We start from the raw sequence: 23,235 nt of genomic DNA, 5'->3' as shown, positions 1-23,235 counted from the left end.
GGCAGCGTGTATTATCTGCCCAAACCAGTCAGCGCCACGGATCTGGCGCTCATGCGCCGCATTGACGAATTGCACCTGGAACACCCGTTCATGGGCGCGCGCATGCTGCGCGACCAACTCAATCGGGAAGGGCGCGATGCTGGACGCAAGCATGTTGGCACATTGATGAAGCGCATGGGCATTGAGGCGCTATATAGAAAGCCTGGAACCAGCAAGAGGCACCCTGGCCATGAAATTTATCCTTACCTGTTGCGCAGCTTCGCCATCAACCGGGCCAACCAGGTCTGGGCACTGGATTCGACCTATATTCCAATGGCCAAAGGATTCATCTACCTTACCGCCGTCGTGGATTGGGCCTCGCGCCGGGTATTAGCCGCAAAGGTAGCGATCACGCTGGAAGCCTGCCATGCCGTCGATGTACTGCAAGAGGCGTTCCATCGCCATGGCAAGCCGGAGATCGTGAATACCGATCAGGGCAGCCAGTTCACCGCGCATGAGTTCGTGCAGGCCGTCAGGGAACAGGGCTGCAACCTCAGCATGGACGGGCGCGGCGCCTGGAGGGACAATGTGTTCGTCGAGCGCCTGTGGAAATCGGTGAAATACGAGCGGGTGTACTTGCATGCCTATGACTCGATCGCAGAAGCCAGAGCATCAATTATGCAATACATGGATTGGTACAACCGATCCAGGCCACATTCGAGCCTGGGCAAGAAAACACCTGATGAGGCTTATGCCGTGATGCTGCCGACGGTTGAACTGGCAGCGTGAGAATCAGCAGAGATTCCACTTAAAATGTTCAGGTCGTTGTTCAAACAATTGGGACCACTTCTAAGCCGCGCCCCTGTCCCTTCCGGGCCACCCGCGCCCCCCACCCGCCGCGGGTCATGCTAGCCGTGCCTTCGACCTTTGCCAGGTGAAAATCCCTTAATAATACTTGACGTGTGTTGTCATTTTTGACAACATCATAAGGGAGATTCCGATGAATATAAAAACAACCAGGCCGGTTTCCTGGATCAGTTCAGCTCGGAAAGCCTTTACGGACTTTCCAGCAGGAGCGCAGGAAATCATTCTTTCCGCGCTCACCATTGCCGCCGAAGGCGGAAAGGCTGATATCGCAAAGCCGATGAAAGGGCTGGGCAGTGGCGTTTTTGAAGTTGCCCTGCCTTTTCGGGGGAATGCTTTCAGGGTTGTTTATGCTGTGCAGATCAAGAATGAAATATGGATCATCCATGCTTTCCAGAAGAAATCAGCCACCGGAATCAAGACACCTAAGCACGAAATTGATCTTGTGAAAGATCGTCTGAAACGATTGAAGGAGATGCTGAAATGAAAAACGATCCTATCGAACTGGTGCGGGGAAGCGGAAACATTTTCCGCGATTTCGGACATGCTGATGCAGATGTTGCGCAGCTCAAAGCTATCCTCGCAGCAGAAATCATCAAAATTCTGGATGAACAGGATTTAAGCGTCCGCAAAGCCCATGCGCAAACCGGCTTTGCCGCTGCTGATTTTTCCCGCATCCGGAACGCCGACCTTGGCCGGTTCACCGTTGATCGCCTCATGACCATTCTTAACAGTTTGGGATCGAGGGTTGAAGTTAGCGTACAGGTGAAGCACCGGGAGACGGTCTCAGCTCCTCATATCTGAAAGCTTTGGTTGAGCTAATAGAAAAATGTATACCCTTGAAGACTACGAAAAGGCGAAAGCCGAACTCACCTGCTGGAGGGAGGCATGGGATAACTATAGGGGCAACAATCCAGACAAGTATCAAACCGATATCAGGAACGCTGCCCGGAGGGTGCGAGAGATAGAGCAGTGCCTGAAGAATGCGGGTTTTCTTGAATGGACCGAAAGGGAGAAGCTGGAGGGGGAACTTGACCGTATATTCCCAAATGCACAAAGCAAAGAGACCGTGGAATACAGGGGTAAAAAATACCTGCGCCGGTATTGGCCGCTCGAAAAAAGCCGGTCTGGAAAAACCGTGAATGAATGGGGCAAAAGTTGGGAACTGGTCGAGGAATGACTGTTAACACACGCAATGCATTTTGATTAGGTACTCTGATGAGAAAGCGGTCGCCTCTAGCTTGTGTCTACTGCTGCCAGCCAGCAACTACCAAAGACCATGTTATTCCGCGCTGTCTATTGGAGCAGCCATTTCCGCCAAATCTCCCAACAGTTCCAAGCTGCCGACCATGCAATGAAGCATACTCCCGCGATGAACAATATTTTTTGGCAGTAATGGCGCAGGCCTCCTGCGCACCGTCTCTGCAAAGTAAGGTAGAGGATGGCGGAGTTGTTGATCGGATGCTGCAGAGAAGCGGAGGTCTCGATGCTCATTTCCTGGAAAACATGGGCGTGGCAAAAAACAGTCGGGTTTTCGTTATACCGGATGAAATCCGCATAGCAAACATCGTGCAGAAGGTAGCCTTCGGCCTTTATTGCCATCGCTATACCCCTAAGACCATTCCTTCGCTGAACGCTTTCCTTGCTCTCAAGCCGATCCACGATTCCGATAGAGGCAACTTCATTTTCATGATGGCACACACGGAGCGATTCCGTCCGCGCCCATGGAAACACCTTCAAACCGTCGCCTGCCCGAGCAAGGGAAAGATTCAGGTTTTCGACTATATGTTCGTCCGCAATTGGGTTTGGGGCGATTTCGGAAGGCTCTTCTGCATAATGCGATTTCACGAGACGATTTGGGCTGCCGTACGCTGCCCCTATCCGCCAAATCGGAAAAATGCGAAACGGAGGGTGGGAATACCCCATTCAGGCCAAGGTCTGTTATGGAGTGAGTTCCGGAAGACTGTTAGTGCAGCTTACGTCTTTTTTACTTGAAAACTGGCAGGTGTATCAAAAGGGTTCCCTTTTGCTATACCAAAATGGGTAACGCTAATGTGTTGTTTTTTTTATCTTCTCAGTGTGGCGAAAGGCTGTGGCAAAATCAATGGGAGACTCAACAACCACCGGCTAAAGTCGGTGGTTTAGGGTTGCGGACGGAAAGTCTGGATACGCGTCGCCTCAACGACACGTCCTAATCGGATTCCATTTTAGGAAGGTCAAAAAGACTTAACGGCCCATAAAGATAAAAAAATAATTTCTTTCCCTTCACGTATATTCGTGGGAGCTTCGCGCAAGGGAAGATAGCTGGGCCCCATGGGTGGCGCCGTAACCACCTAAACCCCCTACGATCAATAGTAAGTTAACGGTCAGTCTGCGGTAAAATCCGAGGAAAACACCCTATTCGTTGCCTGGAATGCGGCGCTGCTGATTCACTAACAGCGATAATCTCTATTTGGCCGCCAATCCAGAGAGCCATCACATTTAAAATCGCAGGCGCGGGAAACTTCGGCTCTTTTTCGAGGCGGACGGTTCAGGTGCTGCGCGGGCAACGTACAACACAGCTGACCGCCTGTCCTCGGGTTTGCACCATTATTCCTGGGAACAATAACAATACTCATGTCACCCGTCTGGATTGTCATCCTCCCATTTGTCGGCAGCCTCTGCGCGGCGGTCCTGCCATCTCACGCACGTAATGCGGCGGTTTGGCTCGCAGGTGCGGTTGCGCTGGCTTGTGTCACGCTGACGTTTCAGCTCTACCCGCAGGTAGTCAGCGAAGGCGTGGTGCGCACAGTCCTGCCCTGGGTGCCGGAACTGGGCCTGGATTTTACGTTTCGCGTAGATGGTTTCGCCTGGCTGTTTGCCATGCTGGTGTCCGTGATGGGGGCGCTGGTCATACTATATGCGCGCTACTACATGGCGGCGCAAGATCCCGTGCCGCGCTTCTTCGCGTTCTTTCTGGCTTTCATGGGCGCCATGCTCGGGGTTGTGCTCTCGGGTAATCTCATTCAGCTCGTGGTTTTCTGGGAGCTGACCAGCCTGACGTCGTTCATGCTCATCGCTTACTGGTACCACCGGGTGGATGCGCGCCGTGGCGCCCGCATGGCGCTCACCGTGACAGCGGCCGGCGGTTTGTGCCTGCTTGCGGGCATGCTGATACTGGGGCATATCGTCGGCAGTTATGACCTGGACGTCGTGCTGGCTTCAGGCGATCTCATCCGCACGGATGTATGGTATCTGCCGGCGCTGGTCCTGGTCGCACTGGGCGCACTCACCAAAAGCGCCCAGTTTCCGTTTCACTTCTGGCTGCCGCATGCGATGGCGGCGCCGACGCCGGTATCGGTTTACCTTCATTCGGCGACCATGGTCAAGGCTGGCGTATTTCTGCTGGTGCGGCTATGGCCCGTGCTTGCCGGTACACAAGCCTGGTTCTGGATCATTGGCACCTCGGGTCTCATTACGCTTGTGTTGGGTGCTTATGCAGCGATCTTCCAGCGGGACATGAAGGGTGTGCTGGCGTATTCGACTATCAGCCATCTGGGGCTGATCACGCTGCTGCTCGGGCTGAACAGCTCGCTGGCATTGATTGCAGCCATTTTTCATATCATGAATCATGCGACGTTCAAGGCGTCGCTATTCATGGCAGCCGGCATGGTCGACCACGAGACCGGCACGCGAGACCTTACGCGATTGAGCGGGTTGTATCGCGCCATGCCCATCACCACAACGCTGGCCATGGTTGCGGCGGCATCGATGGCGGGTGTCCCGCTGCTCAATGGTTTCCTTTCAAAAGAAATGTTCTTCGCGGAAACAATATTTGTCAGCGGCCACGCGGTCACGCGTATTGGCTTGCCGGTGCTGGCTGTGATCTGGGGAATATTCAGCGTTGCGTATTCGTTGCGTTTTATCTTGCAGGTGTTTTTCGGACCCCCTGCGCAGGATTTACCGAGAAAGCCACACGAGCCGCCACGCTGGATGCTGCTGCCCAGCGCACTGCTGGTACTGGCTTGCCTAGTGGTAGGCATGTTTCCAGCCGCGACCATAGGACCTTTCCTGGATACGGCGGCCCGCTCGGTGTTGGGCGCATACATGCCGTCTTATAGCCTGGTGGTCTGGCATGGGCTGAATCTCCCGCTGGTGATGAGCCTAGTGGCAATGGTTGTTGGAACCGGACTCTATCTGGCGCTCGGCAAATACCAGCAGGGCGCGGCGGTAGTACCGTTGATCAACCGCTTCGACGGCAGGCGCCTTTTCGAATTTGCGATCCAGAAGCTCGACGCGTTGGCGGCCTGGCTGATGCGGTGGCTCTCGACAGAACGTTTGCAAGTTCAGTTGCTGCTCCTGATTTGTGCGGTGTTCGCAATTGCATTGGTACCATTGCACAAGGGGCTGCCGGCGGGCAATATGGCCGGGTCGGCGTTCCAGCCGGCATTCGCGCTGCTGTGGCTGGTCGGCGCGGCCTGTGCGGTCGGTGCGGCGACCCAGGCCAAGTACCATCGTCTTGCCGCGCTTAGCCTTGCGGGTGGCGCAGGGCTCGCCACGGCCATGACATTCGTCTGGTTTTCGGCACCCGACCTGGCTCTGACGCAACTGGTCGTGGAGGTCGTGACGGTTGTCCTGATCCTGCTTGGTCTGCGCTGGCTTCCGCCCCGGTACGCCTGGATCGACGACGCACTGGATTCATTCGGGGCACGGGTACGGGCGCGTAGCCGGCGTCTGCGGGACCTGGCGCTTGCAAGCATTGCCGGAGTCAGCCTGGCCATGTTGAGCTATGCGGTACTGACGCGGCAGGCTGGAAAAGGCATCTCCCATTTCTTCATCGAAAATTCGTTGCCGCTGGGTGGCGGCGCCAACGTGATCAATGTGATACTCGTCGATTTCCGCGGTTTCGATACGCTGGGTGAAATTACGGTGGTTGGAATCGTTGCGCTGACCGTATTCGCTCTGCTGCGGCGGTTCCGCCCCGCGCCAGAGAGCATGGAACCGCCGCCCCAGCAGCGTGAGCAGGATGCGCAGACGGGCATGGCCGCGCCGGACCCGCATGCGCCGCTGCCGCCGGGCCCGATGATGGTGCCGGGTACGCTCGTCCAGCTACTGCTGCCGGTTGCCGGCATGGTATCGGTCTTTTTTCTGCTGCGTGGGCACAACGAGCCCGGTGGAGGGTTCGTGGGCGGGCTCATCATGGCGACGGCGATTATCCTGCAATACCTCGTCGGTGGCACGGCCTGGGCGGAGTCGCGCACGCGTATTCGCCCGCAATACTGGATCGGGGCAGGGCTTTTGTGCGCGGCGGGTGCGGGTATATCGGCATGGGTGGCAACGCGCCCATTTCTCTCAGCCTTGGCGTGGCACGAAACTTTGCCGGTAATCGGCGAACTGCATCTTTCCACGGTACTGTTGTTCGACCTAGGCGTCTATTTTCTGGTGATTGGATCAACGGTGCTGATCCTGGTGGCGCTCGCGCACCAATCGTTACGCGCCCATCGGAAAAGCGCGGCCCAGGCACGACCCGAGGCGGCCGCGGGCGGTGTGGCAGCGCTTCCGGCGCAGGCGGGACCGGAGGGCTGATGGAAATTGTCTACGCTCTCGCGATTGGCGTGCTGACCGGATCCGGCGTATGGCTGCTGCTGCGGCCGCGTACCTTTCAGGTCATCATTGGGTTCTCCCTGCTGTCCTACGCGGTCAATCTGTTCATTTTCGGCATGGGACGACTGGTTGTCCATCTCCCGCCCATCATTACCACGCTCGACCCCGACCCAACCCGCTTTGACGATCCTGTGCCCCAGGCGCTGGTGCTGACAGCAATCGTGATCAGTTTTGCCACGACGGCACTGTTTCTGGTTGTCTTGCTCGCATCCCGGGGTTTGACCGGCACGGATCACGTCGACGGCGAGGAGGAGCCTGAACCGTGAGCTGGTTACAGCATTTGCCGGTATTACCGGTAGTCATACCGCTCGTGGCGGGAGCGGTAATGTTGCTGTTTACCGAATCCCGGCGCACCACTCGCACGTTCATCGCACTCAGCGCCACGCTGGCAAACCTCGCGGTGGCGGCCTTGCTCGTATATATGGCCAATCGCGGCTTGCCGGAGATTTGGCCGGGAGGAATCGCGGTGTATCTGCTAGGCGGCTGGGAGGCGCCGTTTGGCATCGTGCTGGTAGCGGATCGACTGTCTGCTGTGATGTTGATGCTGACCGCGGTACTGGCACTCGCATCGCTGGTATATGCATTAGCGCGCTGGAAACGGATGGGGCCTCATTTCCAGTCACTGTTCCAGTTCCTGATCATGGGCGTGAATGGCGCTTTTCTGACCGGCGATCTGTTCAACCTGTTCGTATTTGTCGAAGTGTTGCTGGCCGCATCCTATGGTTTGCTCCTGCATGGTCTGGGCGCTGCTCGCGTCAAGGCAGGCTTGCACTACATCGCCATCAATCTGGCGGCTTCGCTTGTTTTTCTGATTGGCGTCGCGCTGATGTATGGCGCAAGCGGCACACTGAACATGGCGGATCTGGCCGTGCGGGTGCCGGGACTGGACGACGGCGACCGTGTTTTATTCGAAGCGGGCGCTGCTATCCTGGGGGTGGCGTTTCTGGTCAAGGCCGGGGCATGGCCATTGAACTTTTGGCTGCCGGCGGCTTATGGCGCTGCGGCGGCGCCGGTGGCGGCAGCCTTTTCAATCCTGACCAAAGTAGGAATTTATGCGCTGCTGCGATTGGGGTCGCTGCTGTCTGCCTCAGGCGCACCTGCACCGTTTAATGATGGATGGCTGTTCGGCATCGGCATGGTCACGCTTGCACTCGGTACCGCAGGCATGCTGAGCGTGCAGCAACCCCAGCGATTGGCGGCGTATTGCGTCATCGTGTCAGCCGGCACGCTATTGGCGGCGCTTGGGCTGGGGGGAGAGGGGATGAAAGGCGCGGCGATGTTTTACCTGGTCAGTTCTGTGTTGGCGACCGGCGCTTTTTTCATGCTGAGCGAAATGATCGAGCGGACCCAGCGATTTGGCGACAACGCGATAGACGTTTCGCTGGAATCATTCGGCCTCGACGATCCGCTCGATCCCGATCGTCCGGATGAGGTGGTGGGTATTGTACTGCCCGCAGCCATGGCGTTTCTGGGCCTGAGCTTCGTATCGTGTGCGCTGCTGGTAACGGGACTGCCGCCGCTGTCCGGCTTCGTCGGCAAATTCATGATTCTTTCGGCCGCGCTGGGAACTGCGCCGCTCGAGACCGTGCCGGCATCGACTTGGGCGTTATGGGCGGCGATGCTCGGGTCGGGGCTGGTCGGTATCATCGCATTATGCAGAATGGGCATGCGCCTGTTCTGGAGTTCGGATGAGATCGTCACACCGCGGCTGCATCTGACCGAAGCGGCCCCGGTGGCCGTGTTGCTGCTGCTGAGCATGGGGCTCACGGCGGGAGCCGGGCCGGCGGCTAGTTATCTCGCACTTACCGAGATTTCGTTGTCTTCACCGCGAATATACATTGATGCCGTGCTGGGGAACGGTCTTTTATCATCCCCGTCAAATGGGGCCGGGGAACCTGGGCGATGAAACGATGGCCATCCCTATCGCTGTTTACGATAGTTCTGTTCGCGATCTGGCTCCTGCTCAATGATTCGCTGGCGCCGGGCCAGATCGTGCTGGGCCTCGCAATGACGATAACCGTTTCCCTTGCGACCGCTGCGATGCTGCGATCGCGCGCGCGTCCCGGCCACCTCCTGGTTGCGGTCAGGCTGCTTTTCGTTGTGCTGCTTGATATCACCCTGTCCAATATCGCGGTTGCACGCATTATTTTCGGGTCGGCGGAAGCACGCTCCAATTCCGGCTTCATGGAGATCCCTATCGATATGCGTGCTCCGTATGGCCTCGCCACGCTAGCCTGTATAGTGACTGCTACACCCGGCACCATCTGGGCGGGCCTGGCGCCGGATGGTGCTACCTTGACGATCCATGTCCTCGATCTGCAAGATGAGGAGGCCTGGGTTCGTACGATCAAAGACCGTTATGAACGTCCACTGATGGAGATCTTCGAATGAATACCCTGCTACCCTGGGCCGTATCTTTCGCGCTGATTGCTTTTGCACTGGCCATGATTTGCGCGGCTATCCGGCTGTTGCGCGGGCCGGCTGCGGAAGACCGCGTGCTGGCGCTTGATACGCTCTATATTAATTCCATGCTGACCGTACTGACGCTCGGTATCCAGTTCGGGTCCAGAATATATTTCGATATCGCCCTGCTGATTGCGCTGTTCGGTTTTGTCGGTTCGGCTGCCATGGCAAAATTCCTGCTGCGCGGAGAGGTAATCGAGTCATGATGACGGCGGATATTCCCGTGTGGGCGGACGTGCTGGCTTCCTTGCTGCTGGTATCGGGTGCGGTGCTCGCGCTGACGGGCTCTTTCGGCCTGCTCAGGCTGCCCGATCTGTTTGCGCGGATACATGCGCCTACCATGGGCAATACGCTCGGCCTCGGTTGCGTATTGCTGGCATCGATATTGATCGCTTCCATGCATGCTCACCGGTTCGTCTTTCAGGAATTGCTGATTTCGCTATTTGTCGTAACGACATCTCCGGTGACCTCGATGCTGCTCATACGGGCGGGAATATACCGGGACCGCAGAGATGCGCGCAAAAAGGCGATAGGCCAGCCGAGCGAGGCGCTCAAGCAAATTCAGCGGATGCAATAATGCCCAAGCTGGGTTAAAGCTCAAGCGCCATGATGCTTGAGTTTTACTGACGCAGCCAGTAGGTTATGCCGCCGAAATCAACGGGACGGAAGCGTACTTTACCCGTATTCGCCGTACCCGGCAGCGTTTGTACGGCTTTTTTATATTCCTCCAGGTAACTGTCGCGAACCAGGTCCGAGCCCGGTTCAAAAGTCGAAACCGTGGCGGCGGCTTCAACGTTCCTCTCCAGTATTTCCAGCGCCTTCAGCTCTTTCGAATATTCATCGGAACAGTGGTAATTCAGTTCCTGTTCCAGCCGTTTGATACGCGTGAACAATTCCTTGGTGGTTATTATGTTCTCGGTATTGATGATGGCCCTGGATTCCATGGATTTGTTTTTCCTTGTTCATCAAAAGATCCTGCCGAGCGTTTTGCTTGATCGCCTGATCGCAGGGATAGATACCTGGCGCCGCGAGTATCGTTTAGTTGTTTGCAACCTGCTAAAGTATATACGCTACAGATACAAAAACGTTCTTTTCCATCTCAACCTGTTCCAAGCTTCGACAGGAGAAACAATCATGACCAACAAAGCCATCTACGTGCAACCAGGCGGGGGGTTCGATCGTGTAACGCTGGGCACAAGCGACGCTTTACCGCCGAAACCGGGCGAGATTACCGTCAACATCCGGGCGAGTTCGCTTAACTATCACGACTACGCGGTCGTCAGCGGAATGTGGGCGCCAACCGTTTCACGTATCCCGATGTCGGATGGAGCAGGAGAGGTTGTGGCAACGGGTGAAGGCGTGACTGAATTCGCATCTGGCGATCATGTCGTCAGTACTTTCTGCCCGACGTGGTTGGACGGTGAACCTGAGGTTGATGATATGAGCACTGTTCCTGGCGACGGCATCGATGGTTTTGCACGCCAGCAGGTCACCATGCCTGTCACCGCGTTCACCCGTGCGCCCAAGGGATATAGCCACGCCGAGGCGGCCACGCTTACCTGCGCGGGATTGACAGCCTGGCGTGCATTGATGGTAGATGGCGCATTGATGCCCGGCGAGACCGTGCTGATTCAGGGAACCGGTGGCGTTTCGGTATTTGCTTTGCAATTTGCCAAGATGGCGGGCGCGACGGTAATCGCCACCTCATCCAGCGATGAGAAGCTTGGCCGGTTGGAAGCGCTGGGCGCAGACTACCTGATCAACTATCGGAAAGACCAGAACTGGGGCGACTCGGTACGCCGATTGACTGCGGGTCGCGGGGTCGATCACGTCATCGAGGTAGGCGGACCGTCGACATTGGCGCAATCCATGGTATCGGCACGTATCGGTGGGCACATCGCGATTATCGGCATCCTTTCCGGCGTGACGGGAACGCTGCCGCTGCTCCCAGTCCTCACGCGCCAGTTACGCCTCAAGGGACTGGTCGTCGGCAGCCGCCGCCACCAGATGGAAATGATCCGCGCCATCGATGCTAATGACATGAAGCCGATAATCGATCGGCATTTTTCGCTGGAACAGATTGTCGAGGCTTTCCGCTATCAGGAATCCAACCGGCACTTCGGCAAGATATGTCTTGATATTTGAGCTTTCCGTCATTTTTTTCATATAAAAAATGAAAAAAGAAGTGGTGGTCATCGGCGGCGGCTTTGCAGGGCTTAACCTGGTAAAGCACCTGGCTGAAGAACCCGATTTTCATATCACGCTTGTCGATATGAATAATTACAACCTCTTTCCGCCGCTTTTGTATCAGGTAGCGACGGGTTTTCTTGAGGTATCCAATATCTGCTATCCATTTCGCAAATTTTTTCATGGCAGAAGGAACGTAAGTTTCCGTCTGGGCGACCTGCAAAGGGTTATTGCGGAAGATAACAAGGTTTTATTGTCTACCGGAGAGCTGTCTTATGATTATCTTGTTCTCGCGACGGGCACGGATACCAACTATTTTGGAATGGAAAACATCCGCAAGGCCGCGCTACCGATGAAAACAGTGGATGATGCAATAGAAATCCGCAACGACATGATCCAGAAAATGGAGGCGGCAACCGTTGCCGCCGGCGCGCAAAAGGTGCGGCTTTCTGTCGTCATAGCGGGTGGCGGGCCCACCGGAGTTGAAATCGCGGGAATGTTCGCGGAGATGCGCAAGAATATCCTGCAAAAGGATTATCCCGAATTGACCGGCCACGAAGTGGATATCTATCTTGTGGATGCATCGCCCGCATTGCTGGGGTCAATGAGCAAAAAATCGCAGCAATATGCTTATGACAGGCTGGTTGAAATGGGCGTGAAAGTACGGCTGAACAAACTGGTGAAAGATTATGTAAACAATGCCGTCATCTTTGCGGATGGCGAAACGATCAAGACCCGGATCCTGCTCTGGACCGCAGGGGTAACTGCAAGAGTGTTCGACGGCATTCCGCCGGATTGTTATGGTCGCGGTAACCGGCTTCGGGTGGACGAGCATAACAGAGTGAAGGGCATCTCGAATATCTATGCTATCGGCGATACCTGCCTGATGGTTACCGACAGGAATTTTCCGCAGGGGCACCCGCAACTGGCGCAGGTAGCACTTCAGCAGGGTAAAAACCTGGCCGCTAACCTGCTTGCCGCATTTTATGACAAACCGTTAAAGCCGTTTTTCTATCATGACAAGGGTTCGATGGCCATTATCGGGCGAAATAAAGCCGTGGCAGACCTTCCCAAACCCGAAATACACTTCAACGGTTTGATTGCCTGGATGACATGGCTGTTCGTACATCTTTTTTCCTTGATCACTTATCGAAACAGGGTAATGACCTTACTCAACTGGGGAGTCGCTTATTTTACCAAGGACCAATCGTTGAGGATGATAATCAGGCCGGCGGCAAATCCCGGGCGCGAGAAATAGCCCGGTAAAAGCGCTTCAACGATAAGAATTGGTTTATCAGACGGCCAGCTTTTTCACCCAGGCGACATAGTGGTCCATCCAGTTTTGCAGGAATTTTCTGGTATCTTCAATCCCGATGTCTCCGTTCTCGTCGAACAATCCTTCTTTTACATGGATAAACGCTTCAGGCTGGCCGAGCGTTGGTACATCCAGGTAGGCGAGTGTATTGCGCAAGTGCTGTTGCGCCATGGCTGTGCCCGGGGCACCTAGGGAGGCGCCTATCACCCCCGCTGGTTTGCCGGCCCAGGCATTCGCCCCATAGGGGCGCGAGGCATGATCGATCGCGTTCTTGAGCACGCCCGGCATCGAACGATTGTATTCGGGCGTGACGAACAGTAGCCCGTGGGCATTCATGATTTCGCTCTTCAATCGCTTGACTGCCGGTGCCTGGTTTCCATCGTCGTCCTGGTTGTAGAGCGGCAGATCGCCGATCAGGGATTGTTTGAAAGTAAGCTCCGGCGGAGCCAGTCGCATCACTGCGCCAGCCAGTTTGCGGTTGAACGAATCACGGCGAAGGCTGCCGATCACTATCGCAATGCGATATTGGCTCATGTGAGATTTCCTTATGAAAAATTGCAGAAAATGAATATGCGTATTTCGCGTTCAGCAACCCTACTTGGCAGCCTGTTGGACTTAAAGGAAATCGGCTGCAAAAGCGTCTGGCCGGTTCATATTTCGCCGCTTTTGGCCAATAGAATAACTATTGGTCTCAAAATCCTCAAAATCTGTCCTCATCCAGCCATTTTTTCGCTACGATTCTTCAAGTCCGACAGGCTGCTAGGAGACACCTCGAATATACCAAAACTTGACTCGCTGCTGGCGTTGGTCTAATAGTTAAATAGGCTATCCAATGATAACGTTCTTTGTATCCATAATATAGCAGCAAAAAAATTAAGACTTCATTCCGCCGTATTTCACCGTCTGGCACTAGTGCAGGAGCAATACCTGAATTCAGGAACTGATGCGCCATTGGCAGGCCAGGATTTGCGTTAATTATTCATTATTCATCTTATTGGGAGAATTAGAATGCTGGGTGATGAAAAATCGGTAATTCTGTCGTTCGATGACGGGCCAGCGCCCCTGGCAGCACTTGAAAGCATCCTGCAGACGCTGCGACAGGAGGAAATCAAGGCGGAGTTTTATGTTCTGGGCGACGAGGTAAGGCAGTATCCTGAAGCGGCAAGAATGATTGTCGATCAGGGGCATGACATCCAGAACCATTCCTGGAGCCATTCGGATCTTGAACGGGCGACAGAACAAAGCGTGCGCAGTGAGCTGGAACGCACCCAGAACATTATCAAGAAAACCACCGGCGTAACGCCGACCAAAATCCGTCCGCCATACGGTGCGGGGGGATTCCGTGGCCACCTCGATCCGGAGCTGGTCGAGGTGGCACGGGATCTGTCCCTGGACATCGTAACCTGGGACATCGATACCGAGGATTGGAAAGCCCCGCAAGGTCTGGGACCGGAAAAAATAAACAATATCGAGAGTCAGTTCGAGCAACAGCCGCGTAAGGAATCCTTCAATATCCTGATGCACGTGCAAACGGGGACTGCCAGGGACCTCCCGGCTTTTATCTCCCGGTTAAGGGGATGGGGGTTTACCATTGCGGAACCGTAATGGACCGCAGTGACGAGCGTCAGCGGGCGCATCATTGGCGCCGGGATGATGGCCTCTGCGGCTCTGCATTGTTGTCATTGTTGTCTATGCTGCTATCGAGCCCGGCGATCGCAGCTCGGGAAAATCGGGAATATGATTGCAGGCCGGATATCAAATATGAGTGCACCGTAGACCAGTGCGAAAAGATAGTCAGCGATTTCCAGCATGCCGAGTGGTTCGCCTACAGCACGACAACCGGCGAGTTATCGGCTTGTCTATGGACGAACTGCTATGCAGCCAAGGCGACCGTATTCAGGGACCCGGCCTCGGGCGACCTCACGGCGATGGCTAAGCTGATACCGACTGCGCATCCAGGAAATGAGCCGATAATCGTTTCATTGACAATCGGTACCGGAAATAACGATACCGCCAACTTTACGGCTGTCTGGGGGTATCGTAACGAGGGGTTGACGTTCGACATGGGTAAGTGCGCGCTTCGAGAGTTGCGCTGAGGCCGGTCAGCCCTCCGTTTTACGACACACGCATTTTTCCGCAGGATAGAATGCCCAGCCTTGGGGGGATATCGGGCTCGCGTAAGGCTTCCCTTTTTCGCTCGCGCTAACCTCGTGAAAATGCCCGCATCGCGGACATTACTGCCTAAACAGAATGGTTGCAACTCGCTTCGTGGCCTGCTGCTTTCCACTCGAAGCTGGAAATGGCAGGCCTGATCAATATTTGGGCTACCCCTCTCCAGCGGCTTTTTTGCCGAGATAGGCAGCCTGACCCAAGCCGAATATGGAAAGCATTGTTGCATCGACATCAGGCATCGTAACGACACGGCGGAACTCGATGTGCTCCATGAATTCGACTGCGGATATGGCATAGATGATAACTGCCAGGATTGTGATTGCCACCATCTGGAAATCGCCCAGATCGGTTCTATTGTTGTCATCGGTGATGAGATCGGTTGCCCTCGGCGCACTGGCGCTGGTTTTCATGTCGGGCTTGCCTTCGACCTTTCCTGTCGTAATCGCCTTGGCAGCGGCAAAGGTGAGTACGCTGATGCCGGAAAGGATGAGCAGGTTGGGTGGGATATCTACCCCGCCCACATAAGTCCAGCCGGCTGCCGCGATGCGGTGCGACACGATGGCGATATAAGCGCTGATTACCAGCGTAAACCAGAGAACGGTCTGGAATTTCGAACTGCTGTAGCGATTGTCCGTGCCGAGAAACAATGCTGCCGGATGGCCCTTCGTAAAAATGAAAGCGATAACCCAAAGCGATACCAGCGCACCGATGAGCGAGAACCATCGCGCGCCACGGCCGACCCTGGCATCTCAGGCGTGCATATCGAACAGGTGAACGCACCGTCGTCTTGACAGCGTATTTGCAGTCACGCGATCACGTAGTTACACGTCGCACTGCGCGCCCAGCAGGTAGGTCGGGCTCCGCCCGACGATCGAAAAACAATGTCGGGCGGAGCCCGACCTACCTGGCTGGGTATGCAATTGCCATGTAAAATCGGTTTGAGTCAGTGTAGCGCAATGAAACGGGAATTGTGGATGTGAAAGACCGCCTCGGTTCAGCCAGTATTTTTACTCCGGCAGAAACCCGTACTCGACCGGGAATTTGACGTAAAAAAGGTCAAGGTTTTCCGCCTGCAGCAAATCCAGAAAGCGCCTTGCTTCCTCTTCGCTTGCGACAAAACTTACTTCCACCGGCAGGTCCGCCGCAAGCTCGAGGAAAGTTTCTTCGTGCAATACCCCGTGTCGCCCGAAGCCCGCCACCGCGCGTATCGCGGTACCGCCGTGCAAACCATTCTTTTTGGCGCGCTCCAGCAGCCATTCATATAGCAGAATGCCATCGTGTTCCCGATATTCGCTCACAAAGAACTTGAGAAAGGTACCTTTCGTGTCATCCTCTCTCATCTTCTTTCTCCCGTCATTCGCTTTCGCGGTTGAGTTCAGCCAGCGCCCGAACCGATGCTGCGCGGCTTAAGTAGGTTGAGCGGGCTGAGCGGATTAATGTTGCGCCAGCCATTTGATGGTCATGATTCCAAGCACTGTCATCGCCAGAGAACCCGCTAGGTGTGAAAAAATAATGAGACTAGCCCAGCCATATTGCTCCCGTAACAGCAAGGTGACCGTCTCAGCGGAAAAAGTGGAGAAGGTGGTCAATCCGCCGAGAAAACCGGTAAGGGCAAACAGCCGTGCTTCAGGCGGCAGCATCGTATTGTGATGAAAATACTCGACCACAATGCCGACAAGATAGCCACCGGTCAGGTTCGCCATCAAAGTGCCGAGAGGGAGAGTAGGGAATACCGGGTTTAATGCCATGCCAAACCACCAGCGTAGCCATGCGCCCAGCGCAGCTCCTGTGCCCACCGCCGTTATCGCGTAGATACCCATTTTATTGTTTTATTGTTATTACAGGTCAGTTGCTTTCCATTGCCCCGCTATATAATCCCTCGCGAGCCAAGCCATTCAGTTGGCAGCGTTTGAAGAAAGTCCGCTGTGCTGCGGCAACATTGCTTTCCTGCCCCTTCCAGGCAGCTAGAACCGGCGCTTGCAGCGCGCGCCCGTAGGAGAAACTGAGTTGCCACGGGTGATGGGCGTGCCCCGTATTCATCGCGTTCAGATTATTGGTTGCCTCTTCCGCGCTTTGGCCACCCGACAAGAATACGATTCCAGGCACCGCGGCAGGCACATAGCGGCGTATACAACGGATAGTCGCTGCTGCAATCTGTTGCGCGCTGGCCTGATGCGGGCATTTCATCCCTGAAATCACCATATTCGGCTTGAGCAGCATCCCCTCGAACAGCACGCCATGCGCGTTGAGCTCTCCAAACAGGATTTCAAGCATTTGTGAGGTAGCGGCTTCGCACCGATCGATGGTGTGGGCGCCGTCCATGAGTATTTCGGGCTCGACAATCGGAACAATGCCGGCTTCCTGGCAAAGGGCGGCATAGCGCGCCAAGGCATGGGCATTCGCATGGATCGCGTATGTCGAAGGCAGGTCGTGCTCATCGATTTCCATCACAGCCCGCCATTTGGCGAACCTTGCCCCGAGTTGTCTGTACTCCGCAAACCGGTCGTGCAACCCATCCAATCCTTCCGTGATTTTGTCACCGGGGCACAATGCCAGCGCTTTTGCACCTTTATCCACCTTGATGCCCGGTATGATCCCCCGGTTCGACAGCAATTCGGCAAAAGGCGTACCGTCGCGGCTGCGCTGGCGCAATGTTTCATCAAAAAGAATGACACCGCTGATGTAGCGCTCGATATCCTCCGCAGTGAAAAGTATTTCCCGGTACCGCCGGCGGTTTTCTTCGGTGGATTCAAGCGCGATCGAATCAAAGCGTTTCTTGATCGTCGGGTTGCTTTCATCCGCCGCGAGAATACCCTTCTGTTTTGCAACGATGGCTTCGGCCACCGATTTGAGTTCATCAATATTCATGAGCGCTTATTCTCCTGTAAGGCTGAAGATTCACATCGAAGCCGGAAGCATTCACGGGTAATTCCGCTCCAGCCTGATTATTTGGCTGGAGGCGCCCCGAAAAAGCCCATTTGCCACATCACGATCAGGGCGACGATGACGCCCGCAATCAACACATAATATGGCCACACCGTCTTTTTTTCCGCAAAGGGATCGGCCAACGAGCGACGCGAACCTTCCGGTAAACGGGCAAGCTTGGTCAACGACGTGCCAAATGGAATATTGATGCGCGCCCGCGCGTTGATCGCCCAGCCGTTTGCATCCAGCACGGGGCCAAGGTTGCGTTTCTTCAACTTGAACCACGCTACAATCATCGCCGGACCGGAAATCAATAACATCAAGCCGATTATCGCCAAAGGTATTTGCCAGAACTGCAGTCCAAGTATTCCGCTGACGAGTGATGCGAGAATACCGCCGATAGCGCCGAGCGCCAGCCCTATCGCCGCAAAAATCCCGGCAAATTTGCCTACATCGAAAGGCGGCTTCGGCGTTGGCGGAGGCGTTGTACCCGCCGCTATCGGCGTGCTGCTCTCCACTGCCGCCTTGATCAATTTCTCATCCGATGCGGCGGCTTTCGACGCGGCCATCTTCTGCAATTGATCGCTGATGAATTTGCTCAGTTTTTTGTACGGCGACCAGAACGCCTGGCGGATACTGATCGAATGGTCCAGGATTCGCACAATAGTGGCATCCCAGTCCTGGCCCTTTCGATCATAGAAAATACCGTTTCGCCCCACCATTAGAAAATCGGAGTCGCCGGCGGTAAAGGCAGCGGCAATGCTCATCTTCTCCGTACCCCCTTTGCGCACGCAATCGCAATACGCGAGATACAGGCCGCTCATATTGGCAAACTCAGCATGTTTGCCAATATCGTCAACTCTCACGCACAGCTCGCAACTGCGTCCGTCCAGGTACAGCGTGCCTACCTGGAATATCGCTTTATCTCTGCCGGTATAAAAGCTGCGAAACGATACGAAATTATTCACCAGGTTAAATAAGTCGCGTTTATAGCGCAGCAGTTTTTCCACCGAATGGATCGCCTTTACCTCGCTTTCCACCGCTTTATCCTGGTTAATCAAATCATCGATTGCTTCCTTGTGCTTGCTGCCGAAGATCTCGCGCAGGCGTGCCTTGCCGAGCTGCTCGGCACAGCAGGCTGGTTTGGCGGATTGCCATTTTTCAAATGCATCGAATTTGGTGCAGAGCGCGGCCCACTCCGATGCGAGCAAATTCTCTTTTTTACCAAATACCGGCACAATGGTTTGCTCGCGTAACGCGTCTATTTGTTTTTGCCATGCGGGATTGAGGCCGGAAACCAATGGCAGGGGTTTGTTTGGCTCCACTGTCGCAAGCGGAAAACTTGCGATATCGGTGTTTTTTGCCGATAACGTTTGTGCGGCAATGCCCTGATAATCCTCGGTGGAGCGGCTTAGCGGGACGGCTGCGCGCACATCATAAGCAGCCATCTGGCAACGCGTGAAGTAGTCATCGACCTTTTCTTTGACGGCATGGAAGGCATCCGCCGCGGTTTGTGTCTTGTCACCCAGAAATTGAATATTGGCATCGGCGTCACCCTTAATCCCCCAGTCCGAAAAAATGGCAACTTCCGCAAAAAACGCATCATTGATTTCCTGGTTGATCCCCGCCTTCCCGCTCACATCCACTACTGAGCCGCGACACTTCATGATGTCTTCGATCGTTGTGCGCAATCCCGCATCCGTAATCTGGCTGGCAGGAACCACGCCATCGCCATTGAATTCCAAACCGGCAACAAACTTCTCGATGTCAGCCATATCCGCCAGTGAAATCTCTGCCGCATCCGGCTTGCCCAGCATTTTCAGAATGTATTGTGCTGATGCGAGCACCTGTTGTCCTTCTTCGCTGCTATCGTCTATATCAGCCAGAACCACCCGATCCGACCCTTCGACCAGCAGGTCTGAATTCCTCAGTAAGCCGCCTGTCCAGGCGATAGCTGCCAGCACTTCATTCGCGTGCACATGCGCATCGGCATCATGATCGATCAAATCGAGGGTTTTAGTGTCGAATTCTATGCCGCGTGTGGGGCAACTCAACGCTACCCACAACTTTTGATCCAATCCTTTCAGTGCCAGCAAATCCGCGCCGTTATCAATTTGTACTTGATCGAATCCGCCTGCGCGGAAAAATTTCCATATGTGTGAGGGAGCCATGATCTATCCTTTAGTATTATTAGAAATTCCGAGACTTCTTGAGGAGTTATAGATGCAGCACTTGAGCAATGCAAGAAGAACATTGCCACCACAAGATTCGAAGTTTTGCAAGAGAACAGGTCGAACTATTTTACCCCGGGTCCGGTAACGCCATCCAAGCCGAGTTTTATCAATGCCCGCCGCTCCGCTTCCGTTTGCACACCGTCGGCAATTGCTATGATACGGATGCTGCGGGCCCGTCTGCACAACCCCTTCAGGAATTTCTGATTATTCCTGTTCTGGTGGATGCCGTGCACGAAGCTGGCGTCTACCTTGATGTAATCAAGGCCGAGGCCGGTAAGCTCTCTCAGTTCAGCGAAGTGATGGCCAAAGTGTTCAATGCCGATACGACAGCCAAGTTCCTTGAAGGTGTAGCAGAAGTCACGAAATGCTTCGAATTTTCGATAAGCCCCATACTCTGGCACTTCGATCCAGAGTCGCTGGCACAAGTTTGGATATTGGCGCAACAATTCTGCAAGTTTATTCCGGAAATCCCAGTCCGCGATCGTTTCAATGGATAGGTTGATCGCGAGGTCTCCGGTCAATGACTGTAACGTTTCGAGTCCGTGACGGATGACAGCCAGATCAAGAGGCCCAGTCAGGTTGAGACGTGCAGCGATGTTGACGAAATCGCTTGCATCCAGCCAGCCTCCGTCATGCTGGGCTTGCATGCGGACAAAGGCCTCCTGATGCAACGGAGCGCCCGTCGGACCGATCACGGGATAGAGAACCAGCTTGAAGCGATCTTCGGCGAGCGCATCGCTAAAGATATTGCGCCAGTCACCGATATTGACGACAGGCGCAGGAAGCTGATCAGGTTGCGCAGCAATGAGGTGCCAGGCATTGATACCCGTACGCTCGGCGGTGGTCAGCGCCAGGTCGGCGTTGCCTAACAGTTCGCCCAGCTTATCCCCACCCCGGTATCGAACCGCACCGATGTGGTACAGGTCGGTTATCTCCCGGTCGATTTTTGATGTCAATACCGCCAATTCCATCGCCAACTGATTTGCGATCTGGCTGGTATCATCGATATCAGGAATGACAAGGACGAAATCCGACCCGTTCAGGCGCGCAGCCAGTGGATCCGATACTGTGCTATCGCAAGCCCTGCCGGCAATGTTGCCTATGAGCCTCCCGACCTCACGGAGCAGACTGTTTGTTCCATCACGGCCGAGTTTCTGGTTGATCTCTTCCAGGTTATTGATCCGTACCAGGAAAAGAACGCCTTGTGCGCGCTTCGTCTTCGCTACGGCTACGATATCTTTATCATTCACGCTCGGAACGGTATTTTCCTCAACGTCGCCGGGGCCCGCATCGTTGCCATCATGGATCAAAGCCGCGTCTTCGACGTCCTGGGTCGTAGCCATGTTTTCGCTGTCCTTGCCGGGAACAGTATCCTTACCATTTCCATCCGTAGTGGCGCCTTCGCCCTCTTTGCCGTCCAGAATTTCGAGAAACCGGTTCATGAAGTGGGCGCGATTGGCCAGGCCCGTGACGGGGTCGTAATTTATCAGCTTGCGCACGCTCTCCATCCGGGACGCTTCTTCTATGGCCCTGTTATGCAAGCGTCTTATCATGTCATTCGTCGCATGCGCGATGGTGCGCAATTCCGGTATGCGAGAGTCGGAAATGGTGAGAAAACGCCGTTCCGTAATCGCTTCAGCTTGCTCGACCATTGCCGCCAATGGTTTTTTGATACGCTGCAGTATCAATATGCCGATGAGCCCGCAAAATATGCCCGCAGCCAGAAACCAGATCAATAACGTTCCCGTTTGATCCCAGAGAGCCTGATAGGCGAACTGGGCGTTAGCCGCAACCTTGATGACGCCGAAATGCATCCAGCCGTCCGAAATCTGAGCGATACCCGCTTCGGCGCTGACGGGGAAGAGGTCGATAAACCATTCGGGAACGGTACCGTCTTTCCGATCCCGTATCCGTTCGGCAATCACCCTGCCATCCGGCGAAGTGATCGAGATCGTTTCATATTGGCCGCTATCGAAAAGTGCCCCGATCTGCAGGCCGATCGTAACCGTATCCTTGCTCAGTTGCGAGATCGAGTGGGCGAGGGAGTTGGCGCTATCGATATTTTTTTGATGGAGTTGCTGTTCCAGATAGCTTCGCGCACTGAGCAGGCTTATGGCAAAGCTGCCTGTGAAACTTGCCAGGGTAACCAGGATAACCGTCAACCGGAGTTGTCGAAGAAGAGACATCGAACGCCTTATTTTTGGTGGATCTCTGAATAAGTCCGCTGGGCTGCCGGTTCAGTTGCCGAATGAGCGTGATGGCGGGCTTATTCAGAGGTTCTTATTTTATGAGATTATCACGGACCGAATGTTGCTTTCCAATTTGTAAGAAGCCAATGGCATGAAGAATGCGTCAAAGTAGAGAACGTGCGCGCGGCAGGGAATAAAAAGGAGTTCGATATGCATACCGCCTTCATTTCGCATCCCGATTGCCTGCTCCACGATATGGGTTTACACCATCCCGAGTCTCCAGCGCGGCTCAAAGCGATTGAGGATGAGTTGGCCGGCTCCGGCTTGATGGATAAACTGGAGCACCATCTTGCACCACTAGCGACCCTCGGGCAACTGAAACGGGTGCATGCGCCAGAGTATATCGCGTTGCTGGATGCCGCTGGGCGCCAGGCGCTTTCAGCGGGCCTCGTGAATCTAGATCCAGACACGGCGATGAACCGGTACAGCCTGCAATCCGCTTATCGTGCCGTAGGGGCGGTCATCCTGGCAACGGATCTGGTGGCTGGAAAGCAGGTGGAAAATGCCTTTTGCAGTATTCGCCCCCCGGGACATCACGCGGAACGCAACCGCGCGATGGGCTTCTGCCTGTTTAACAATATCGCGGCAGGGGTCGCGCATGCCATTGAGGCGCATGCCCTGGAGCGTGTTGCCGTGGTGGATTTCGATGTGCATCATGGCAATGGCACAGAGAATATTTTCCGGGATGACCCGCGAGTCATGATGGTTTCTACTTTCCAACACCCTCTGTATCCATATAGCGGGGTGAAGGGGCGCTCGGAACGCATGGTCAATATTCCGCTGCGCGCCGGTAGCGATGGCGAACCATTCCGCGAAGCAGTGAGCCAATTCTGGCTACCTGCGCTGGAAAGATTCCAACCGCAGATGCTGTTTATTTCAGCCGGCTTCGATGCCCACAAAGATGACGATCTTGCTTCATTGAATCTGGTGGAAGCGGATTACACATGGGTGACACAAAAGATCAGAGAGGTAGCGCAAAAGTACGCCGGCAACCGCATCGTATCCGCTCTGGAAGGGGGATATGCCTTGCCCGCGCTGGGGCGAAGCGTTGCTGCCCATCTGAAAGCCCTTAACGATCCTTGACCGGTTATCGGAATTTCGTTCAACGCAGCGTGCTTCGCCTATTTTGGCTACAATTTATCGCATGCCGGACCATACTCCGCGGCAAACTTGGATCACCATCGTCGAACTCATCAGGAGCAAT

At 54.9% G+C, this 23,235-nt stretch carries 24 protein-coding genes; 16 read left to right on the top strand and 8 right to left on the bottom strand.

All coding sequences use genetic code 11. The annotated features are described in order from the left end of the window. The 11 genes from BLP78_RS13205 to mnhG form a co-directional block, all read left to right on the top strand. Positions 1-768 (top strand): IS3 family transposase (locus BLP78_RS13205; protein WP_143002967.1); only part of this gene is annotated, 768 nt, incomplete at its 5' end. A gap of 211 nt (positions 769-979) precedes the next feature. Next, positions 980-1,330, top strand: coding sequence for a type II toxin-antitoxin system RelE/ParE family toxin (locus BLP78_RS13200; protein ID WP_090459918.1), 351 nt, complete (start codon positions 980-982; stop codon positions 1,328-1,330). Beyond that, complete coding sequence (locus BLP78_RS13195) at positions 1,327-1,647, top strand: helix-turn-helix domain-containing protein (RefSeq protein ID WP_090459916.1); 321 nt, start codon at positions 1,327-1,329, stop codon at positions 1,645-1,647. Before BLP78_RS13200 ends, BLP78_RS13195 begins: the two co-directional genes overlap by 4 nt. 25 nt (positions 1,648-1,672) lie before the next feature. Continuing rightward, the gene (locus BLP78_RS13190; protein WP_090459914.1) at positions 1,673-2,023 is read left to right on the top strand and encodes a hypothetical protein; all 351 of its coding nucleotides are present in this window, start codon (positions 1,673-1,675) and stop codon (positions 2,021-2,023) included. 206 nt (positions 2,024-2,229) lie between these two features. Then, positions 2,230-2,838 carry a hypothetical protein gene (locus BLP78_RS15350; RefSeq protein ID WP_143002966.1) on the top strand — a complete coding sequence of 203 codons (609 nt, stop codon included), beginning with the start codon at positions 2,230-2,232 and terminating at the stop codon, positions 2,836-2,838. Between the two features lie 621 nt (positions 2,839-3,459). Next, complete coding sequence (locus BLP78_RS13180) at positions 3,460-6,408, top strand: monovalent cation/H+ antiporter subunit A (RefSeq protein ID WP_090459910.1); 2,949 nt, start codon at positions 3,460-3,462, stop codon at positions 6,406-6,408. Continuing rightward, positions 6,408-6,752 carry a Na+/H+ antiporter subunit C gene (locus tag BLP78_RS13175; protein WP_090459908.1) on the top strand — a complete coding sequence of 115 codons (345 nt, stop codon included), beginning with the start codon at positions 6,408-6,410 and terminating at the stop codon, positions 6,750-6,752. The genes BLP78_RS13180 and BLP78_RS13175 overlap by 1 nt, the downstream gene beginning before the upstream one ends. Continuing rightward, positions 6,749-8,392 carry a monovalent cation/H+ antiporter subunit D gene (locus BLP78_RS13170; protein ID WP_090459906.1) on the top strand — a complete coding sequence of 548 codons (1,644 nt, stop codon included), beginning with the start codon at positions 6,749-6,751 and terminating at the stop codon, positions 8,390-8,392. The genes BLP78_RS13175 and BLP78_RS13170 overlap by 4 nt, the downstream gene beginning before the upstream one ends. Next, positions 8,389-8,877, top strand: a complete 489-nt coding sequence (locus BLP78_RS13165) for a Na+/H+ antiporter subunit E (protein ID WP_090459905.1) — start codon at positions 8,389-8,391, stop codon at positions 8,875-8,877. The genes BLP78_RS13170 and BLP78_RS13165 overlap by 4 nt, the downstream gene beginning before the upstream one ends. Further along, entirely contained in the window at positions 8,874-9,155 is a 282-nt protein-coding gene (locus tag BLP78_RS13160) for a K+/H+ antiporter subunit F (protein ID WP_090459903.1), read from the top strand. The genes BLP78_RS13165 and BLP78_RS13160 overlap by 4 nt, the downstream gene beginning before the upstream one ends. Beyond that, positions 9,152-9,526 (top strand): monovalent cation/H(+) antiporter subunit G, encoded by a 375-nt coding sequence (gene mnhG, locus BLP78_RS13155; RefSeq protein ID WP_090459901.1) that lies wholly within the window; start codon positions 9,152-9,154, stop codon positions 9,524-9,526. The genes BLP78_RS13160 and mnhG overlap by 4 nt, the downstream gene beginning before the upstream one ends. A 43-nt stretch (positions 9,527-9,569) precedes the next feature. On the opposite strand, the gene BLP78_RS13150 is transcribed toward mnhG, so the two are convergent. Next, positions 9,570-9,893: a hypothetical protein gene (locus tag BLP78_RS13150; protein ID WP_090459900.1), complete on the bottom strand. Its 324-nt coding sequence runs from the start codon at positions 9,891-9,893 to the stop codon at positions 9,570-9,572. Positions 9,894-10,083: 190 nt separating this feature from the next. Here BLP78_RS13150 and BLP78_RS13145 point away from each other — a divergent pair, with 190 nt between their 5' ends. Then, a complete protein-coding gene (locus tag BLP78_RS13145; protein WP_090459921.1) occupies positions 10,084-11,094 on the top strand; it encodes a zinc-dependent alcohol dehydrogenase family protein in 1,011 nt (336 codons plus the stop codon). A 28-nt stretch (positions 11,095-11,122) separates the two neighbouring features. Beyond that, complete coding sequence (locus BLP78_RS13140; RefSeq protein ID WP_090459899.1) at positions 11,123-12,394, top strand: NAD(P)/FAD-dependent oxidoreductase; 1,272 nt, start codon at positions 11,123-11,125, stop codon at positions 12,392-12,394. Positions 12,395-12,430: 36 nt separating this feature from the next. Here the strand turns inward: BLP78_RS13140 and BLP78_RS13135 are convergent, their stop codons facing one another. Next, positions 12,431-12,985: an NADPH-dependent FMN reductase gene (locus BLP78_RS13135; protein ID WP_090459898.1), complete on the bottom strand. Its 555-nt coding sequence runs from the start codon at positions 12,983-12,985 to the stop codon at positions 12,431-12,433. 474 nt (positions 12,986-13,459) lie between these two features. Between BLP78_RS13135 and BLP78_RS13125 the strand changes: the two genes are divergently transcribed. Then, complete coding sequence (locus BLP78_RS13125) at positions 13,460-14,056, top strand: polysaccharide deacetylase family protein (protein ID WP_090459894.1); 597 nt, start codon at positions 13,460-13,462, stop codon at positions 14,054-14,056. Beyond that, entirely contained in the window at positions 14,056-14,547 is a 492-nt protein-coding gene (locus BLP78_RS13120) for a hypothetical protein (RefSeq protein WP_090459892.1), read from the top strand. The genes BLP78_RS13125 and BLP78_RS13120 overlap by 1 nt, the downstream gene beginning before the upstream one ends. Before the next feature lie 228 nt (positions 14,548-14,775). Here the strand turns inward: BLP78_RS13120 and BLP78_RS13115 are convergent, their stop codons facing one another. The 6 genes from BLP78_RS13115 to BLP78_RS13090 form a co-directional block, all read right to left on the bottom strand. Continuing rightward, a complete protein-coding gene (locus BLP78_RS13115; protein WP_090459891.1) occupies positions 14,776-15,270 on the bottom strand; it encodes a hypothetical protein in 495 nt (164 codons plus the stop codon). 360 nt (positions 15,271-15,630) lie between these two features. Then, complete coding sequence (locus tag BLP78_RS13110) at positions 15,631-15,963, bottom strand: DUF190 domain-containing protein (RefSeq protein WP_090459889.1); 333 nt, start codon at positions 15,961-15,963, stop codon at positions 15,631-15,633. Positions 15,964-16,056: 93 nt separating this feature from the next. Further along, a complete protein-coding gene (gene crcB, locus BLP78_RS13105) occupies positions 16,057-16,443 on the bottom strand; it encodes a fluoride efflux transporter CrcB (RefSeq protein ID WP_090459887.1) in 387 nt (128 codons plus the stop codon). 25 nt (positions 16,444-16,468) lie between these two features. Then, a complete protein-coding gene (locus BLP78_RS13100) occupies positions 16,469-17,491 on the bottom strand; it encodes a class I fructose-bisphosphate aldolase (RefSeq protein ID WP_090459886.1) in 1,023 nt (340 codons plus the stop codon). A gap of 77 nt (positions 17,492-17,568) precedes the next feature. Continuing rightward, positions 17,569-19,719, bottom strand: a complete 2,151-nt coding sequence (locus BLP78_RS13095; protein ID WP_090459884.1) for a hypothetical protein — start codon at positions 19,717-19,719, stop codon at positions 17,569-17,571. Between the two features lie 125 nt (positions 19,720-19,844). After that, a complete protein-coding gene (locus BLP78_RS13090; RefSeq protein WP_090459883.1) occupies positions 19,845-21,968 on the bottom strand; it encodes an EAL domain-containing protein in 2,124 nt (707 codons plus the stop codon). 213 nt (positions 21,969-22,181) lie between these two features. Here BLP78_RS13090 and BLP78_RS13085 point away from each other — a divergent pair, with 213 nt between their 5' ends. Then, the gene (locus BLP78_RS13085; RefSeq protein WP_090459881.1) at positions 22,182-23,114 is read left to right on the top strand and encodes a histone deacetylase family protein; all 933 of its coding nucleotides are present in this window, start codon (positions 22,182-22,184) and stop codon (positions 23,112-23,114) included. The last annotated feature ends 121 nt before the right edge of the window (positions 23,115-23,235 follow it).

The sequence above is a fragment of the Nitrosospira sp. Nsp1 genome (assembly GCF_900100985.1).
GTDB lineage: Bacteria > Pseudomonadota > Gammaproteobacteria > Burkholderiales > Nitrosomonadaceae > Nitrosospira.
The sequence above is the reverse complement of the archived record's forward strand: the minus strand, read 5'-3'. Positions and strand labels throughout refer to the sequence as shown.